Genomic DNA, 17,772 nt, shown 5'->3' with positions numbered 1-17,772 from the left:
TCAGTGCGTTTATGCAATATTACAGAGAGAATGCGAGATATTTAGAGAGAACGTCCCATTTTGTGGAACGAGTTGGCTTAGATCATATGAAGAAAGTGGTTCTTGAAGACGAGGAAGGTCGCAAAGCTCTTATTGAAAGAATGGACGTAGCTCTTTCAACTGGAAAAGATCCATGGAAGGAAATTGTTGAGAAAGAAGAATTACAACAAGAATTCAAAAAGAAGCAAGTAGAAGTGCTTTCTTAATCGGAGGGGGAGACTCATATGAGTAAAGTTGATAGTGCAAAGAAAGTTCATGTAGCGAATGTTTCAGAGTTATCAATAGGAATCGGTCAAAGAGTGAACGTATTGGGTGAAGAAATTGCTTTGTTCAAACAAAAAGATGGAAAGATTCGTGCGATTCAAAATAGCTGTCCTCACAAAGGAGGACCGCTATCTGAAGGGATCGTCAGTGGAGAGCACGTCTTTTGTCCCCTTCATGATTGGAAGATCAGCATGAAAGATGGGAAAGTCCAGGCGCCTGATGTAGGCTGTGTGAAGAGGTATGATGTTGAAGTGGTGGATGAGGCGATTTATGTGGTAATGAATTAAGCAGATATAGTAAGAAGGCGAAAATCATTTTCGATTTTCGTCTTCTTTTTTTTGTAGTAAGAGCGCTCGTTATCTTTATATTCAAATCAGCCTTTCCCTTTTTTGACAAAAAAAGGACAATTATATATACGTCTTTAATTTTGGCAACAATACAATTGACAAAAGGACCATTACTATAGATGGAATCTCTGCTGTAAACGCTTTATCATAAAGGTATAGAAAAAAGCAAGGCAAATACAGCTTTCCGAAAGGAGATAGAAAGATGGATTCACAAAAAACAAATTCAAATTTCAAAGTGAAAATTCAACGCTTTGGTAGTTTTTTAAGTGGCATGATTATGCCGAATATTGGAGCTTTTATCGCGTGGGGACTTATTACCGCATTATTTATTCCTACGGGTTGGTTGCCAAATGAGAGTTTAGCTGAGCTAGTTGGTCCAATGATCACTTACTTGCTGCCTCTACTAATTGGTTTTACTGGTGGTCGAATGGTTTATGACCTACGAGGAGGGGTAGTTGGTGCTACTGCAACAATGGGGGTTATCGTTGGTGCGGACATTCCAATGTTCTTGGGAGCAATGGTTATGGGGCCACTTGGTGGTTGGCTTATTAAGCAAGTTGATAAGTATTTCGAGAATAAAGTTAAGTCTGGCTTTGAAATGTTAGTCAATAACTTCTCTGCAGGTATTATTGGAGGAGCGCTAACTATTATCGCATATGTTGGGGTTGGCCCGATCGTTTATACGTTAAACCAAACGTTAGCATCTGGAGTGAACTTCCTAGTAACAAACAACTTATTGCCACTTGCCAGTATTTTAATTGAACCGGCAAAAGTTTTATTCTTAAATAACGCAATAAATCATGGAATTTTAGGTCCTATTGGAATTGAGCAAGCAGCGCGTGAGGGAATGTCAATCTTATTCCTATTAGAGGCAAACCCTGGTCCGGGTCTTGGTATTTTACTTGCTTTTATGTTGTTTGGTAAAGGAATGGCAAAACAATCAGCACCAGGTGCGACAATTATTCACTTCTTTGGTGGGATTCATGAAATTTACTTCCCGTACATCTTAATGAAACCTGCACTAATTATCGCAGCCATTGCAGGTGGTGCTACAGGAGTATTCACACTATTGTTGTTTAATGGTGGACTTGTTGCCGCTCCGTCACCAGGTAGTATTATTGCGGTGTTAGCTATGACACCAAGAGGTGGATACTTCGCTGTTATTGCGGGTGTTCTTGCTGCTACTGCTGTATCGTTTATTATTGCTTCGGTTATCCTTAAGAGTTCAAAATTAACAGGTGAAGAAGATTTAGCAAAAGCGACAGAGAAAACATCTGCATTAAAAGGGAAAGAAAGCAGAGCTTCTGTTTTAGTGAACAAAGATGAAACAGAAGAAGTAAAAGCAGCAGATAACAAAATTGTGAAAGAAAATGTAAACAAGATTATTTTTGCGTGTGATGCAGGTATGGGTTCTAGTGCCATGGGGGCATCCATCTTAAGAAATAAAGTGAAAAAAGCGGGTCTAGAAATCGATGTAACAAACACGGCTATTAACAACATTCCGAATGACGCAGACATCGTTATTTCACACAAGGATCTAACAGATCGCGCGAAAGCAAAATTACCAACAGCAGTTCATATTTCAGTAGAAAACTTCTTGAACAGTCCAAAGTATGATGAGCTTATTGAGAAGCTGAAATAATTCTTTCATCGAGTATCTGCTTATTTTTCAGACAAAAGAGCATGCCATTTATGGTGTGCTCTTTTAAAAAGGTTGTTTTCTTAAAGATTGATGCTGTGAAGAAACGTCTTTCTCGTAGTGAAGTGGCTGGAGCTCAGGTGGAACGAACATGAGGAGAACACGTGCCCCAAAAACAACAATGTATGCGAAAACAGCCTTTAAAAATGAGTGTACTATACTGTAACTCAATCTTTTAAAATTATGGCAACAATAGCAAAGACGAAATTGAAATTACCTTTCATTGAATCAATAAAATAACTCATTTAAGATAAAAATATAGTTATCTGATTTTAATTTTGTCATCAAATAGCTTTTTAAGTGAGGTGAATATTATTTACATTACGGCAAGAGAAAGACAAATTCTTGAACATCTACTTGCATCAGATCAAGAAATAACAGTAAAAGGGCTTGCTGAGAAGATTGATGTCAGTGTGCGCACCGTTCACCGCGATCTAAAAGGCGTTGAAGACATTTTAAAGGAGTATGACTTACGGTTAATAAAAAAATCTGGAGTCGGTGTTCAAATCATTGGTGAGAAAGAACAGATTGAGAATATGAAGTTATTTCTCTTTAATATTACGCACAATGAATACACTCCTGAGGAAAGGCAAACGATTATTCTGTGTACGTTATTGGAATCAATCGAGCCTGTTAAACTGCTTGCTCTAGCAAGTGACTTGAATGTCACTATTGCCACTGTTAGTAATGACTTAAATAAAGTAGAAGAGCAGTTGCAAATGTATACGAATCTCTCGCTAATTAGAAAAAGAGGTTATGGTGTTGAGATAGCTGGCGATGAAACATCTAAGCGAAAAGCAATGAGCAAAATCATTTCAGAAAATGTGGATGAATTTGATTTGTTGTCGTTGATTAGGGAGAATATTCAAAAGAAATCTACACAACAATCTGAGGTTATTTCTGAAAGATTATTAGGTTTAGTTGAAAAAAGAAACTTGCATATTGTTGAGAAGGTAATTGAGGAAATAAACAAAGAACTACCTTACTCAATAGCTGACAGCGCCTATATGGGGCTAGTCGTACACTTAGCATTAGCGATGGAACGAATATTACAAGGTGAGAACATTTCAATCGATCAAAGTTATTTAGAGCGATTGCAAATTACACCTGAATTCAAGATAGCCGAGAAGATCATCGCTAAGCTAGAGAGTGTGTTTCAGACGACAATTCCTAAAGCTGAAGTTGGTTATATAACGATGCATCTTCGTGGCGCTAAGTTAAGACACGATAAAGAATATTTAATCGAAGATACGAGTCTTCAAACCGCCCTAAAAGCAAAAAGCCTTATTCACTATGTAGAGAAAAAAACAGGCATACCGTTAGCGAATAATCATGCACTATTGCAAGGATTAGTAGCACACTTAAGCCCAGCAATCTTTCGGATTAAGCAAAATATGGGGATTACAAATCCACTGCTAGAAAAAATAAAAAGCGACTATGCTGAGTTATTTGAAATAGTTAAAGGTGGAGTGGAAGTAGTCTTGTCTGAATTAGAAGTTCCAGAAGAAGAAATAGGTTACTTAGTTCTTCATTTCGGCTCTGTCATTTTAGGTAAGAACGAAAATGAGTCGTTAAGAGCGTTAATCGTTTGTTCGAGTGGAATCGGTACATCAAAAATGTTAGCAACAAGGGTGCAAAAAGAAATTCCAGAAATAAAAGAGTGTAAAAATGTTTCGATGTTTGAACTTAATCAGATGAATGATGCGAAATACGACGTAATTTTATCTACCATTCGACTTCCGGAGTTAAAGCGAGATTATATTGTAGTTCATCCCATTTTAACATCTGATGAGATCGGAAAAATAAAATCCTATATTCATGAAAAACAGAGTGTCGATAAACCTTTTTCAAGTGAAGCGTTAGATTATCCATTATATACGAAAAGGGAAAATACATTAGAACGAATGCAAGTGCTAAACGAATACTCTGAAACGATTATTTCACTTTTGCAAGGGTTATCAGTTTCTATTTATAAAGATGAAATCGCTATCTCTAAATTGCTAGAGGATGCATGTACGAAACTACTGACAGAAGAAGTCGTTTCTGGTGTATCAGTTTTATTAGATGATTTATTAAGGCGTGAGGCAATTGGCGGGTTAGGAATCCCGAATACAAGGTTAGCGTTGTACCATACAAGAAGCGATGCTGTTGTAAAACCGTCGTTTACCGTTCATGCGATGAGCACGCCACAAACAATTAGTGCGATGGATCAATCTGAAATGGAAGTTGAAACTGTTTTGTTAATGCTCTCACCTAAGGAATTATCGACTACTTCATTAGAAGTTCTAAGTCATATAAGTGCATTAATAATTGAAAATGAATTAAGTATTTTACGGTTTGAATCGAAAGATGAGAGCAAGATTTCATCCTATTTAGCAACGAAATTAGAAAACTTTTTTATAGAAAAAACAAACAAATAAAAGGAGTGTTTAGATATGTCATTACCAATTTTCGCAAAAGAGAACATTTTATTAAACAAAGAGGTGGATACGAAAGAAAATGCGATTAAAATGACTGGGGACTTATTAGTTGAGCTTGGGTATGTTGAACCTTCTTACATTGACAGAATGTTAGAGAGAGAAGAACTAACATCAACATATATGGGCAATTTCGTAGCTATCCCACATGGTACAGAAGAAGGGAAAGCATCGGTAAAAGAATCAGGTATTGCGGTTATTCAAGTGCCAAACGGGGTAGAGTTTGGTGCAGGTAATGAAGTTAAGCTCTTAATTGGAATTGCAGGTAAGGGTGATGAGCACCTAGATATATTATCGCAAATTGCAATTGTTTGTTCAGAAGAGGAAAATGTAGAGAAAATTGTATCAGCAACGTCAACGGAGGAAATCCTCGAAATTTTTGAAGAGGTGAACTAATATGATAGCTGTACATTTTGGAGCGGGGAACATCGGTCGTGGCTTTATTGGATCTTTGTTATATGATTCAGGATATGAAACGGTTTTTGTTGATGTAAATAAGGAAATCGTTGATTTAATTAATGAACGTAAAGAATATAATGTTGTTCTTGCTGATCAATCGAAAGAAACAGTAACAATAAAAAATGTCTCAGCCATCAATAGTATGCAAGACCCAGATCTAGTTAAAGAGGCGATTGTGAAGGCTGATATCGTAACAACAGCTGTAGGGCCTAACATCTTACCGATTATTGCTAAAAGTATTCAAGAAGGATTGAGTTTGCGATTAGAAAGTAACAAAAATCCATTAAATATCATTGCATGTGAGAATTTGATTGGTGGTAGTACGCTCTTAAAGGAAAGTGTTTATCAGAACTTATCGGATACTGAAAAAGAGACATTTAATCAATATTTTGCATTCCCAGATGCAGCGGTTGATCGAATCGTTCCGAATCAAGTAAATGATGATAAGCTACTAGTAATGGTGGAGCCGTACTATGAATGGGTCGTTGAACAATCAACGATGATTGGGGATATCCCGGAAATTGCAGGCGTCACGTATGTTGCTGAATTGAACCCTTACATTGAAAGAAAACTATTTACGGTGAATACAGGTCATGCTGTTGCTGCTTATTTAGGTTACCAAGCTGGTATGAAAACAATAGATCAAGCATTAGCAAATGAAGAGATTAAAGAGTTACTTGAAAAAACGTTACAGGAAACAGGCCTCTTACTTTCAAAGAAACATTCATTTAACGTAGAAGAACACAAAGCCTATATAGACAAAATTATTAACCGGTTTTTAAATCCGAACTTAGCTGACGATGTCACGAGAGTGGGGAGAGGTCCTTTACGAAAATTAGGACCTAATGACCGACTAATAGGACCAGCCAAGCAATTTGTTGAAATGGTTGGCGATGATCCTGTTTATTTAGTGAAGGCTATTGCAGCAGCATTACATTATGATGTGAAAACAGATGAAGAAGCCGTTCAGATCCAAAATCTTATTCAAGAAAAAGGGTTAGAAACAGCAATAATGGAAGTAACAAAGTTAGATAGAAATAGTCGTTTATTTACGTTGATTTTTGATCAATATAATGAATTTAAAAAATAGTAAATTCAAAAAAAGCTGTCTCAAAAACTAGAAACAGAAATGGCAATGGCGCCGTTCGCTACTTGCCTTGAGAGGAGAAAACCACTCCTCTCAAGGCTTTTGAAAGATGTAGCGACTCCGCACATTGCTTCGGGATTATCCCAAAAGGTCAAAAATCAAACCTTTTGGGATAATCCCTTTTGTTTATGTCGAATAAAGGCTTATAATTAATGTAATGAAAATATAAAAGAGAAAGAAGTGAAACGATGAAGACCGGACTAAATGGAAAAAAGATTGTCCTTGCAGCTTCAAGAAAGACAGATGAAATGAGTACATTGATTGAAAAGCAAAATGGAGCACCTTTAGTACGATCTCTTCAAGGGACTGTGTTCAAAGCGGATGATCAAGTAAAAGAGGATTTACAAAGAATTGTAAAAGAGCAATTTGATTGGATTATCTTCACGACTGGTATTGGTACGAACGCACTTTTAGAGCTTGCTGATGAATTAAAACTAAAGGACTCGTTTATGAACGTTGTGAATGATGCCAAGATAGCATCGAGAGGGTATAAGACATTTGCAGCCCTAAAAAAAATAGGCGTTACACCTGACGTGAAGGATGATGATGGAACAATAAAAGGATTGATACAGTCATTAGCAGGAATTGACTTCAAGGGGAAACAAGTCATGGTACAGCTTCATGGTGAGAATGCTCCTGCGCTTATCAACTACTTGGAGGAATCAGGAGCAGAGGTCATGAAAGTATTGCCTTATCAGCATGTTGATCCAGACTTCGATACGGTTGAACAACTTTGCCAAGAGCTTTTTCGTTCTGAAATAGATGCTGTATGCTTCACAGCAGCCATCCAAGTTCGCTCCTTCTTTAAATATGTAAAAGAAAAGGGATATGTAGAACGAGTATTAGAAGCTTTTAGAACGAATGTACTTGCAGTCGCTGTTGGGAAGGTAACGGCAGAGGCATTGAACGAAGAGGGCATTGAAAGAGTTGTGGCACCTGAACTTGAAAGAATGGGGGCTATGATTGTTGAGATGACCCGTTATTTTGAAGAAAATTAAGAGCAAACTTTAAAAAGGGATCTCCCAAAGGCCAAGAACAGGCCTGTTGGGAGATCCCTTTTGTTTTAGTATAAAAGGTCATGAAAATATGTAAAATATCTATGTCGCAAAGGGTGTAATTTTTCTGTTTTAAAATTGCATTTTCAATATCTGATAATTATAATTATTACAAAGACTAATATTTGGAATTTGTGTTCCGGTATTCGGAACTGAAGGAGGGGAGACGTTTGGTGCAATTAATTAACCAGCTTGACAAAGAGGTTAAGATAACAAGGTTAAGTGAGTCTGCAGTAGTGGTCTCTTTTGGTGAGGAGATTTGTGTTGATTTGCATGAAAAAGTAAAAGCTTTAACAAATTACTTAGAGGATCATTCGTTTGTCGGTCTAATAGAAATCGTTCCATCGTTTACGAGTGTAACGGTTTTTTATGATCCTATCCAAATTTACAAAAGCGAAAGAAAGGTAAATCATACAAACGTTGAGTCACCATCTGATTTCGTCTGTGTTTCCCTTAAAGAAGCAATACAAAATTTAGAAAAAACAGATAAACACAGAGCTAGAATTGTTGAAATACCAGTTTGTTACGGCGGGGCTTTTGGTCCTGATCTTGACTATGTCGCAGAACATAACAACCTTTCTCCTGAACAAGTTGTAAAGATTCACTCTAGTGGAGATTATCTTGTTTATATGGTTGGATTTGCCCCAGGTTTTCCTTATTTGGGAGGCATGTCTGGGAGAATTGCAACACCAAGAAGGGGAAAACCGCGAATGGAAATACCAAAAGGTTCTGTTGGTATAGCTGGAATGCAAACGGGAGTCTATTCACTCTCTACTCCAGGTGGATGGCAAATTATTGGAAGAACTCCTTTGGATTTATTTTTAAAAGATAAGACGCCACCGAGTTTACTTGAATCAGGTGATATTGTGAGATTTAAACCAATAACAGTTGAAGAGTATAACGACTATAAGGAGGGTTCATAATGGCTTTAAAGGTAATCAAACCAGGTCTTTTGACAACGGTTCAGGATCTTGGAAGAACGGGCTTACAAAAACATGGAGTCATTATGAGCGGAGCTATGGATCCTCTTTCCTTAAGGCTTGCTAATTTGTTAGTGGGAAATGAGGAAGGAGAAGCAGCATTAGAAATGACGTTAGCTGGTCCTTCTTTAAGATTCGAAACTGATACCATTTTTGCTATTACCGGGGGCGATCTTTCACCAACGATCAATCAAAAGCCAGTCCCTTTACATAGGCCTATCTATGTAAAGAGAGGTAGTGTCCTTTCTTTTGGACCGGTAAAAGCAGGATGTCGAGGTTACTTGGCTGTCGCTGGAGGATTTGACATTCCAAAAGTAATGGGGAGTAAGAGTACCTATCTTCGCGCCGGCGTTGGTGGCTATCGTGGAAGAGCACTAGACACGGGAGATGTTATTACATATCAGAAACAAAAGAATATATTGCCCTTCTTTGAAGAGACTGAACATAAGATTGCTACCTTTTCCACGACAGATTGGGGTATACAATCCTACCTTTTTCATAGACCTAAGCAAGTTGTTAGAATCATTCCAGGCCCTCATTTTGAACAATTTACAAAAGAGAGCCGGGAAGATCTGTTTCAATGCAAATTTAAAGTAACTCCCCAATCGGATCGAATGGGGTACAGGCTTTCGGGCCAACTATTAAGGCTAGGAGAGCAAGTAGAATTACTCTCAGAGGCAGTTACTTTTGGTACAATTCAGGTTCCTCCAGATGGAAACCCCATTATTCTCCTTGCAGATAGACAAACGATAGGAGGATATCCAAAAATAGGACAGGTGATTGACGTCGATATACCAATGATTGCTCAATTAAAACCAGGAGAACGGATAAGCTTTATGCCTGTATCGATATACGAAGCAGAAAGCCTTTTGCTAAAACGGGAAATGGATCTAAGGGAGCTAAGAGCAGGTATATTGTTAAAAAAAATGTCTACATAGGTTGTTTGATAAACCCAAGTTCTTTAGAGATGCTATTGGCGGTTTGTTTAACTTTCTCAACAAGTTCAGTTATACGTTCTTTTGAAAAACGTAGTTCAGGTCCTGCGACACTTAGTCCACCAATAACCTGACCACTTAAGTTGAAAATGGGAGCAGCGATGGAGACTGTGTTATTTTCAAGTTCTGAGTAACTTATAGCAAACCCATTCATGCGAGATTGCTTCAAAACATCTATCAGAACATCTTTATCTTTAATCGTCTTCGTTCCAAATGGTTTAAGTTCCACATTACGTAGATACGTTTCTTGTTCTTTTTCATCGGTGTAAGAAAGAATAATTCGGGAACAAGCACCTGTATAAAGAGGTGATCGCCGGCCTACTTTTGTGAAAAGTCTTACAGGATGGTCTGTATCCACTTTTTCTACATAAACGGCTTCATCACCCTCTCGAATCGTTAAATTAACAGCTTCGTTTACTTCATCTCTTAGGGTTTCCATATGAGGCTTAGCAATCTTACGAAGATCAATTCGTTCAGCGACGAGGTGACCGAACTCAAGAAATAGCAAACCGAGAGAATAGTAGCCATCGCTATCTTTTGTAAGAAAGCCCATATCGGAAAGAGAACCAATCATTCGATGAGCTGAAGTTTTCGGGAGTTCAGTTAGATGGACAATTTCATTTAAAGTCAGCCGTGAATGAATCCGAAATAGGTTTAGAACGGTTAACGATTTCACAACAGTTTTGTTTTTGCTTTGCAACAGTAACACCTCTTTAATGTTTAAAGACAAAATAGGAAGAACGCTATCATTTATTTTACAAAACTAGATTATCCATGTCTATGAATGGGCAAGGCATATTATATTACAGCGAGGAAGAGTAGAAATGAATAATCAAAGATCACTCCAAAATGAACAAATGACACCGAAAGAAAGATTAAGTGCAATGACCGGAGCTGCTTTTTTAATGGCGACATCAGCAATAGGTCCAGGTTTTTTAACACAAACAGCTGTTTTTACAGAACAGTTATTAGCAAGCTTTGGTTTTGTCATATTGGCATCTGTTATTTTAGATATCGGTGCGCAAATTAACATATGGAGAATCATTGCTATATCAAAAATGCGCGGCCAAGAAATAGCAAATGCAGTTCTTCCAGGTTTAGGGTATGTCGTTGCTTTTTTTATCGTCCTAGGTGGACTTGCCTTTAATATTGGAAACGTAGCTGGCGGAGGGCTCGGGGTCAATGCTCTGTTAGGCCTTGGTACGACAGTTGGTGCCGTTATGACAGGAGTTATTTGTATCTTTATCTTTTTATTAAAAGAAGCCAATATGGCAATGGATAAAATCGTGCGCTATTTAGGAGCCTTGATGATTTTGCTAACAGCTTATGTCATGTTTGTTAGTGCTCCACCATACACAGAAGCAGTCTTGCGGACATTTGTCCCGATAGAAGTGGACTTTTTAGCGATTATTACGATCGTTGGTGGGACGGTTGGTGGTTATATTACATTTGCTGGTGGTCATAGGCTATTAGATGCTGGAATAACAGGTCGTGAGAATTTACGCTATGTTACGAATACAGCAGTAACTGGAATTGTTGTAGCCTCTATTATGAGGGTCATTTTATTTTTAGCGATCCTCGGGGTGGTGTCGGCAGGATTTGCTTTAAATCCAGAAAATCCAACGGCGTCTGTTTTTCAAATCGCAGCAGGAGAAGCGGGCTACCGTATTTTTGGTCTAGTATTATGGTTTGCTGGAATCACATCGGTGATCGGTGCAGCCTATACATCGGTATCATTTTTAACAACTTTTCATCCAAGTATTGAACGGAACAAGAACTACTGGACGGTTGGATTTATTGTATTTTCTACAACCGTCTTTGCAATAATCGGACGACCTGTTGCTTTGCTCTTATTAGCAGGTGCATTTAATGGATTGATTTTGCCGCTTACACTAGGATGTATATTGTTAGCTGCTCATCGTGTCAGCATTGTAGGGGAATATAAACATCCGGTTTGGATGACTGTTTTTGGTGCGATTGTTGTTGCGTTAACTGCATATCTTGGTGTTCGTACGCTAACGGAAATGATTCCACAACTTTTTTAATGGAGGATTTTAATGAGAAGTGTAGATTTAAATTGTGATTTAGGAGAAAGTTTTGGTGCTTATAAAATTGGCCAAGATGAAAAAATATTAGATTACGTTACCTCGGCAAATGTTGCTTGCGGGTTTCATGCTGGTGATCATAATGTTATGGCAAAAACGGTAAAAATGGCAGCAACCAAAGGAGTAAAAATTGGTGCTCATCCGGGATTTTCAGACTTATTAGGATTTGGAAGGCGGCTAATTGAAACAAATCCAGAGGACATTTATAATTTTGTTGTTTATCAAATTAGTGCATTGAAAGGCTTTTGTGATATTGAGGGGGTTAGGATGCAGCATGTGAAACCACATGGGGCTTTATTTAATGTAGCAGCTACTGACCGAGTCGTTGCGGAAGCTATTGCTAAGGCCGTGTATGATGTTGACCGTGATCTAGTATTATTCGGCTTATCCTGTAGTGAGCTAACAAAAGCTGGATCGAATATTGGTTTAAGAGTGGCAAATGAGGTTTTTGCTGATAGGACGTACCAAGCAAATGGAACGTTAACACCGCGCATAAACGAGCATGCCCTCATACATGACGTGCGCCTAGCGATTGAGCAAGTTGTGACGATGATCAAATCTGGCACAGTCAAAGCGATAGACGGTACGGTCGTTCCTATTCAAGCAGATACGATTTGTGTCCATGGGGATGGAGAAAAAGCTCTTGAGTTTACTCAAGAGCTGAGAGGGATGTTGCAAGTAGAAGGGATTACGATAAGCTCAATTTTATAATTCTTCAGTATCCTCAAAAAAAACTTAGGATGAGGTATTGAAAAGGTGAAGGTCACCTTTTCAGTGTTCGATTATCTGCTAAGGTTTTTTTATATTTGATGGTAAGAAATGAAAGGGAAAGATTGATGGAAATGGAATGGTACTATATGTATGTACTTACATGAATCTAATCGTAATCATACAAAGAACGTTGCTAAGTATGATAGTTTATAAAGCTGATTTTCATTTCTGAAGAGTGGGTGGTGACGGTCATGGAAATAAAATTAGTAACTTTATCATTAGATTATGCTGAGCAACTACTAAAGTTTGAACTGGAAAATAGAACGTTTTTTGAGGAAATGGTACCCGGAAGAGGCGATGACTATTACAAAAGAGATAAATTTTTAACTTTTTTGACCGAATTGTTAGTGGAGCAAGAGAAGGGAGAGGGACAATATTACTTAATTTTGTCAACGGACAAAACAATTTTAGGTAGAATCAATCTTTTTAACCTAAAGCATGAGCCCTTCTTTTCAGCTGACATTGGATACCGCATTGGTAAAAAGTACGTAAGAAACGGGCTTGCCTCTAAAAGTGTTGAAATGATGATGACATTATTAAAGAAGAAGTACAAAATTATGGTAATTTGTGCAAAAACAACAAGTCACAATTACGGATCGAAAAGAATTTTAGAGAAGAATGGGTTTGTGTTACGGGAAGTTGATATAGGTGAAGCTAAGCTTAAGGACGAAACCTATGATTTTCTTGCCTATAGCTGGAGTAATTTATAAAGGATAAGGTTTTTCACTGTAACGATTTCTTATATTTGAATAATGGATGATTTTGTAAGAGGGGAGAATCTCCTCTTTTTTTAGTTGAAAACTTACATTTGTTTAATGAATCTGTACCTCTTTCCTGTATAAAAATCAGTAAAACCTACAATGGTTGCGTTAGATGGATAAGTAATAGAGTCAAAAAGAAAGAAATGGAAAATAGTTCGCTAAATTTTCTGACAATTAATATTTACAAGTTCTCGATTATCGGTGTATATTAGAAAAACAATTTAGATAACTAAAAAAAGTGAGGTGTTCTGATTTGCAAGCAATGATTGATTTTCTTAATGGCTTTTTATGGACGTATGTTGTTATCGGAGGGTTGCTAGGTGCGGGTTTGTATTTCACATTCAAAATTCGTTTTATGCAGTTTAGAAGCATGGTTGAGATGTTCCGTGTTGTTACCCAAAAATCAACAGAAGTTGACGGAATGAAGAGCATTAGTCCGTTTAAGTCATTTGCTATCGGTGCGGCAACTCGTATAGGAACGGGTAACTTAGCAGGGGTGACAGTTGCGATTGCACTAGGTGGTCCAGGTGCTGTTTTTTGGATGTGGGTTGTAGCATTGCTTGGTGGTGCCACAAGCTTTATCGAGAGTACGTTAGCTCAAGTATACAAGATAAAAGATAAAGATTCTTATCGTGGTGGTCCAGCATACTACATTGAAAAAGGTTTAGGTCAACGCTGGTTGGGAATTGTGTTTGCTGTATTAATTGCTATTACCTTTGGCCTTATTTTTAACTCTGTACAAAGTAACACAATTGCCGGCGCGTTTGATAACGCGTTTGGTGTAAGCCCTTGGTTAATGGGTGTTGTTATGACTGTATTAGCTGGAGCAATTATCTTTGGTGGTGTACACCGTATTGCAAACTTTTCTAGTGTTATCGTACCGATCATGGCAGTTTTATATATTGTTATTGGCCTTGTTGTAGTTGTAATGAATGTATCTCAAATTCCATCTGTATTAGGGCTAATTGTTCGTAGTGCATTTGGTTTTGAGCAAGCACTTGGTGGAGGTATCGGTGCAGCTATTATGATGGGGGTTCGTCGAGGTCTCTTCTCAAACGAAGCTGGTATGGGTAGTGCGCCAAACGCAGCTGCAACTGCGAACGTATCACATCCTGCAAAGCAAGGTTTTGTTCAAACATTAGGAGTATACGTTGATACATTAATCGTTTGTTCAGCGACAGCGTTCATTATTCTACTAAACACGGATTATCATTTAAGTGAAGCTGAAGGTATTCAGTTACTACAAAATTCACTTAGCTTACAAATTGGAGGTTGGGCTAGTTACTTTATTGCTGCGGCAATCTTTATGTTTGCATTTAGTTCAATCATTGGTAGCTACTACTATGGTGAAACAAATATTGAATTTATTAAAAAGAGCAAAACAGCAGTTAATGTTTACCGTTTAGCGACAATGGGATTTGTACTTTTCGGCTCGGTAGCAAGCCTTGGACTTGTATGGGATCTAGCAGATTTGTTTATGGGTTTAATGACCGTTATAAATGTAATTGGTATTGTATTATTAGGGAAGATTGCTTTCAAAGTACTTAAAGACTATGAGGAACAGCGTGCACAAGGGCTTGATCCTACTTTTAGCCCTAAGAAGCTTGGAATCAAAAATACTGAAGCGTGGGATGATGAAGGTAAATCAGACAAAATGGTTGGATAACGTCGTTCGTAAAAAGAGTCTTTCTCAAAAGGTCAAAGAACGGACCTGTTGAGGAAGACTCTTTTATGTCCAGTTCTTGCTCCAAGTTTGAATGGATTCAATGACTGGTTCAAGTGCAAGGCCCTTTTCTGTTAAAGAGTATTCAATTCGCACAGGTTTCTCAGGAAAAACGCTTCTTGTTACAATAGATTGCTGCTCCAACTCTTTCATTCGCTCTGTCAATATCCGATCACTCATATCTGGTATTTGAGATTTTATATCTTTGAAACGTTTTGGTCCGTCTAGTAGAACTCGGATGATAAGCCCAGTCCACCTTTTTCCTAATAACTCGATTGCATGCTCGTATTTAGGGCACATTTGGCTGTAATCCATTATTATCACCTCGATATGTTTAGTTTACCATAAGGTTGTTGTAGAGAAAATATAGTCGAAGATCTTAACGAGGTCAAGCTTAAGTCATGGAGGGGCAAGGAATGAAAATGATAAATCCATGCCCGATACGTCAATTTCGATTTATTTTTGTTAGATTTTCTTTGTTTTGTAGTAATGACACACCCTTTCTTTGTGTATGGATAAAGTATAGGGAAGATAGCTCTATTGAAGAGGGCGCTGAAAAAGGACGGTTTTCCCTTTTTAGTACCCGCTAAGGAGGGGGTTCATGTTTACTAAGATGATTGTGGCGTTGGATGGGTCTGAGCAATCCATTAGAGCAGCAGAAAAAGCAATCAATTTGGCTAAAATAAGTGGGGCGTATACGTATGTTGTCTATGTGGTTGATGGGACTACTTCAAAGGCGGATGTATTACAAACATGGAACTCCTTAGGAATTGCTGAAAAGCGTAAACAGAAATTTAAATTTGTAGAATCGAATGCAAAAAAGGAAGGCATTGATTATGAAGTAAAGATTTTACGTGGCGAACCAGCGGCTACCTTAGTCGACTTTTCAGTGGAGGTTGATGCAGATCTAATCGTTATTGGGAGTCGAGGACTGAATCAGTTTCAACAAATGATCCTTGGTAGTGTTAGTCATAAAGTAGCCAAAAGAGCAACTTGTCCAGTGTTAATTATTAAATAGGTAGAAAAGGAATGCTAAATGTATTTTGGTATTCCTTTTCTTTTGCCGTATAAGTAAGGTAAAAAAAATAGGCTTTTTTTCTGGAAATTCCGTTGACGTTTTTCATTGGTCTGTTATATAATACAATTAAGTAAAATAAATTGTATTACTACAGGAGGCGATTTTAAATGAGCAGGCAAGAACGAGAGAACATGATTCAGTTTTTATTTAAGGTTCAAGGGTTAACGGAAAGAAAGTTAATGATGATGACGGATGAGGATATTGAACATCTATATACAAGAGCATATCTTCTTCACGAGAAAGTGTAAGTGTTTACACCGCCATTTATTCTTTGTTCATAACAGTGTCAAGCGTATCTTGCCCAAAATGTAGTATACTAACTAGCAAGAGCAAAGCTAAAGGTGGTCTGTTATGAGAATGTCAAATAAAAAACTGTTTCTACTGATCTCAATCATTGTAATAGTGTATGGACTTGGTTATTGGGTCATTGGGGATATGTTAACAAGATAGAAGAGGCTGTCTCAAAGGTCCGATCTTTGACCTTTGAGACAGCCTCGTATTTTATAGTTATAATCCGGATAATTGTGTTAAGAATGCTGTAGCTATTCCGAAATAAATGATTAAGGAGAAAATATCATTCAAAGTCGTAATAAGTGGACCTGACGCAACAGCTGGATCCACTCCGATACGATATAACGTTAATGGAATGATAGTTCCTGCTAAAGTCCCAACAATTAATGTAATTAATAGGGAGGTTCCAACAACAAACCCTAGAGTTAAACTACCAATCCAAAAGTAAGCTATTAAGAAAATAAGTATTCCACAAGTTAAGCCAATAATGATTCCGACCCGTAGCTCCCGGAAAATTAATTTAACAACTGTTTTTCGGTCAGTATCATTTGTAATAATTCCTCGAACGACAACTGCTAAAGACTGTGTACCTGTATTACCAGTCATTCCAGCAATCATTGGCATAAAGAAGATCAGTGCCACTACTTGTTCAAGAGTTTCTTCAAACCCACTAATAATACTTCCGGAAACAAGCCCAATAAACAATAACAATACCAACCAAGGAAGGCGACGAACAGAAGCAGTTACAGCCTTTGTATGAAAGTCAATATCCTTTCCGGTAGCTGATAACTTTTCAATGTCTTCATTGGCTTCTTGGATGACAACGTCAATGGCATCGTCGACAGTGATAATCCCTTTTAAAACATTATGGTCGTCCACAACAGGTACAGCGATGAAATCATATCGTTCAATCGTCTGTGCAACTTCTTCTTGGTCATCATTAACGTGAACCGAAACAACCCGAGTAAACATTAAATCTTCAATAATATCGTTAATGTCAGCTATTAATAAATCGCGATAGGAAACAACACCAACAAGTTTATCTTCATCATTAATAACATAAAGGTAATAAATGTTCTCCGAAAAGCTAGCATATTCCTTCAACTTATCTACAGCTTGTCTTACGGTTTGATCCGCGTGAATCCAAATAAACTGATTGGTCATAATTCCACCAGCTGTATCAGCTGGATAACTCATTAATGATTGAATCGTCTTAGAATCTTCGTTTTTCATAATATCTAAAAACTCTTGGATTTTATCTATAGACAGTTCATTTAACAAGTCCGCTAGATCGTCATTATCCATATGATCCATTACTTTAGAGGAGCGTTCAATCCCGAGTTTATGTAATATATCAATTTGCATTTCATACTCAAGCTCTTGTATTAATGCAGCAATCTGAGACGGAGTTAAAAATGTAAGAAATTTATGATGGTGCTTCTCTGGCAATCCTTTGTATAGTTGAGCAAAGTCATAGGGGTGCAACTCATCAAGCAGTTCCTGTAGGGCGCCACGCTTTGCTTCCTTCATATATCTAATCACTAATACTAATAATTGATCTTCAGTCATATTTGCAATCAT

Annotated in this window: 18 protein-coding genes; 15 read left to right on the top strand and 3 right to left on the bottom strand. The window is 37.6% G+C overall.

Annotation, left to right across the window (positions count from 1 at the left end):
- The 9 genes from AC1FXP_RS21190 to AC1FXP_RS21150 form a co-directional block, all read left to right on the top strand.
- Nucleotides 1-245 (top strand): hypothetical protein (locus tag AC1FXP_RS21190; protein WP_480063938.1); only part of this gene is annotated, 245 nt, incomplete at its 5' end.
- An 18-nt stretch (nucleotides 246-263) separates the two neighbouring features.
- The gene (gene nirD / locus AC1FXP_RS21185) at nucleotides 264-590 is read left to right on the top strand and encodes a nitrite reductase small subunit NirD (protein WP_480063937.1); all 327 of its coding nucleotides are present in this window, start codon (nucleotides 264-266) and stop codon (nucleotides 588-590) included.
- A 262-nt stretch (nucleotides 591-852) separates the two neighbouring features.
- Nucleotides 853-2,292: a PTS mannitol transporter subunit IIBC gene (locus tag AC1FXP_RS21180; RefSeq protein ID WP_480063936.1), complete on the top strand. Its 1,440-nt coding sequence runs from the start codon at nucleotides 853-855 to the stop codon at nucleotides 2,290-2,292.
- 362 nt (nucleotides 2,293-2,654) lie between these two features.
- Nucleotides 2,655-4,769 (top strand): BglG family transcription antiterminator, encoded by a 2,115-nt coding sequence (locus AC1FXP_RS21175; RefSeq protein WP_480063935.1) that lies wholly within the window; start codon nucleotides 2,655-2,657, stop codon nucleotides 4,767-4,769.
- Nucleotides 4,770-4,784: 15 nt separating this feature from the next.
- Nucleotides 4,785-5,222 carry a PTS mannitol transporter subunit IIA gene (locus AC1FXP_RS21170; RefSeq protein WP_480063934.1) on the top strand — a complete coding sequence of 146 codons (438 nt, stop codon included), beginning with the start codon at nucleotides 4,785-4,787 and terminating at the stop codon, nucleotides 5,220-5,222.
- 1 nt (nucleotide 5,223) lies between these two features.
- The gene (locus tag AC1FXP_RS21165; protein ID WP_480063932.1) at nucleotides 5,224-6,375 is read left to right on the top strand and encodes a mannitol-1-phosphate 5-dehydrogenase; all 1,152 of its coding nucleotides are present in this window, start codon (nucleotides 5,224-5,226) and stop codon (nucleotides 6,373-6,375) included.
- A 245-nt stretch (nucleotides 6,376-6,620) separates the two neighbouring features.
- Nucleotides 6,621-7,430 carry a uroporphyrinogen-III synthase gene (locus tag AC1FXP_RS21160; protein ID WP_480063931.1) on the top strand — a complete coding sequence of 270 codons (810 nt, stop codon included), beginning with the start codon at nucleotides 6,621-6,623 and terminating at the stop codon, nucleotides 7,428-7,430.
- A gap of 230 nt (nucleotides 7,431-7,660) precedes the next feature.
- Nucleotides 7,661-8,410 carry a 5-oxoprolinase subunit PxpB gene (pxpB, locus tag AC1FXP_RS21155; protein ID WP_480063944.1) on the top strand — a complete coding sequence of 250 codons (750 nt, stop codon included), beginning with the start codon at nucleotides 7,661-7,663 and terminating at the stop codon, nucleotides 8,408-8,410.
- On the top strand, nucleotides 8,410-9,405 hold the full coding sequence (locus tag AC1FXP_RS21150; RefSeq protein ID WP_480063930.1) for a 5-oxoprolinase subunit C family protein: 996 nt from the start codon (nucleotides 8,410-8,412) through the stop codon (nucleotides 9,403-9,405). The genes pxpB and AC1FXP_RS21150 overlap by 1 nt, the downstream gene beginning before the upstream one ends.
- Here AC1FXP_RS21150 and AC1FXP_RS21145 read toward each other — a convergent pair.
- Nucleotides 9,398-10,162, bottom strand: a complete 765-nt coding sequence (locus AC1FXP_RS21145; RefSeq protein WP_480063929.1) for an IclR family transcriptional regulator — start codon at nucleotides 10,160-10,162, stop codon at nucleotides 9,398-9,400. The genes AC1FXP_RS21150 and AC1FXP_RS21145 overlap by 8 nt on opposite strands.
- A gap of 157 nt (nucleotides 10,163-10,319) precedes the next feature.
- Here AC1FXP_RS21145 and AC1FXP_RS21140 point away from each other — a divergent pair, with 157 nt between their 5' ends.
- The 4 genes from AC1FXP_RS21140 to AC1FXP_RS21125 all read left to right on the top strand — a co-directional run bounded on the left by AC1FXP_RS21140 (nucleotide 10,320) and on the right by AC1FXP_RS21125 (nucleotide 14,765).
- Entirely contained in the window at nucleotides 10,320-11,507 is a 1,188-nt protein-coding gene (locus AC1FXP_RS21140) for an NRAMP family divalent metal transporter (RefSeq protein ID WP_480063943.1), read from the top strand.
- Nucleotides 11,508-11,519: 12 nt separating this feature from the next.
- Nucleotides 11,520-12,278 carry a LamB/YcsF family protein gene (locus AC1FXP_RS21135; protein WP_480063928.1) on the top strand — a complete coding sequence of 253 codons (759 nt, stop codon included), beginning with the start codon at nucleotides 11,520-11,522 and terminating at the stop codon, nucleotides 12,276-12,278.
- Nucleotides 12,279-12,529: 251 nt separating this feature from the next.
- Nucleotides 12,530-13,048 (top strand): GNAT family N-acetyltransferase, encoded by a 519-nt coding sequence (locus AC1FXP_RS21130; protein WP_480063927.1) that lies wholly within the window; start codon nucleotides 12,530-12,532, stop codon nucleotides 13,046-13,048.
- Between the two features lie 313 nt (nucleotides 13,049-13,361).
- Nucleotides 13,362-14,765 carry an alanine/glycine:cation symporter family protein gene (locus AC1FXP_RS21125; RefSeq protein ID WP_480063942.1) on the top strand — a complete coding sequence of 468 codons (1,404 nt, stop codon included), beginning with the start codon at nucleotides 13,362-13,364 and terminating at the stop codon, nucleotides 14,763-14,765.
- Nucleotides 14,766-14,828: 63 nt separating this feature from the next.
- Here AC1FXP_RS21125 and AC1FXP_RS21120 read toward each other — a convergent pair whose 3' ends face one another.
- Complete coding sequence (locus AC1FXP_RS21120) at nucleotides 14,829-15,137, bottom strand: winged helix-turn-helix transcriptional regulator (RefSeq protein ID WP_480063926.1); 309 nt, start codon at nucleotides 15,135-15,137, stop codon at nucleotides 14,829-14,831.
- A gap of 286 nt (nucleotides 15,138-15,423) precedes the next feature.
- Here AC1FXP_RS21120 and AC1FXP_RS21115 point away from each other — a divergent pair, with 286 nt between their 5' ends.
- Nucleotides 15,424-15,840: a universal stress protein gene (locus tag AC1FXP_RS21115; protein WP_480063925.1), complete on the top strand. Its 417-nt coding sequence runs from the start codon at nucleotides 15,424-15,426 to the stop codon at nucleotides 15,838-15,840.
- A 167-nt stretch (nucleotides 15,841-16,007) separates the two neighbouring features.
- The gene (locus tag AC1FXP_RS21110) at nucleotides 16,008-16,148 is read left to right on the top strand and encodes a BH0509 family protein (protein ID WP_480063924.1); all 141 of its coding nucleotides are present in this window, start codon (nucleotides 16,008-16,010) and stop codon (nucleotides 16,146-16,148) included.
- Between the two features lie 259 nt (nucleotides 16,149-16,407).
- Here the strand turns inward: AC1FXP_RS21110 and mgtE are convergent, their stop codons facing one another.
- A complete protein-coding gene (gene mgtE / locus AC1FXP_RS21105; RefSeq protein ID WP_480063923.1) occupies nucleotides 16,408-17,772 on the bottom strand; it encodes a magnesium transporter in 1,365 nt (454 codons plus the stop codon).

The sequence above is a fragment of the Halalkalibacter sp. HAAS-P013 genome (assembly GCF_056619925.1).
This window is presented reverse-complemented; position numbering and strand designations above follow the sequence as displayed.